Here is a 429-nt window from a genome sequence, read left to right on the forward strand (position 1 = left end):
TATGAATCACTTTCGTGATTCCCAAGAACACTTGAATGTGTGTTGGTACCTAATCAAAAGATTAGGATTTGAGAACTTTTAATTGAATAACATTAATCAAATGTTATTCGTCAGCTTTCCAAATTTTTAAAGAGCATGTTTTCTACAGCAATAAAGCTTTCGAAACCATTTTTAAGAGCACTTAAAGCCTTTCTTCTAAAAGAAATGCGCTTAAAGATGGTGGGCGATACCGGGCTCGAACCAGTGACCCCCTCCTTGTAAGGGAGGTGCTCTCCCAACTGAGCTAATCGCCCACGAAAGTCATTCCGTGGAATGTTCAAGAATGGTGGAGCTAAGCAGGATCGAACTGCTGACCTCCTGCGTGCAAGGCAGGCGCTCTCCCAGCTGAGCTATAGCCCCATTTCTTGAGAGTTTCCTTCAAAGAAGGAA

2 tRNA genes are annotated in these 429 nt (G+C 42.7%); both read right to left on the bottom strand.

What is annotated here, in order from left to right:
* Positions 1–217: 217 nt before the first annotated feature.
* Positions 218–293, bottom strand: a tRNA-Val gene (locus TZ48_RS04365).
* A 30-nt stretch (positions 294–323) separates the two neighbouring features.
* A tRNA-Ala gene (locus TZ48_RS04370) sits at positions 324–399 on the bottom strand.
* Positions 400–429 lie beyond the last annotated feature (30 nt).

The organism is Vibrio variabilis, assembly GCF_003263785.1.
GTDB classification, from domain to species: domain Bacteria; phylum Pseudomonadota; class Gammaproteobacteria; order Enterobacterales; family Vibrionaceae; genus Vibrio; species Vibrio variabilis.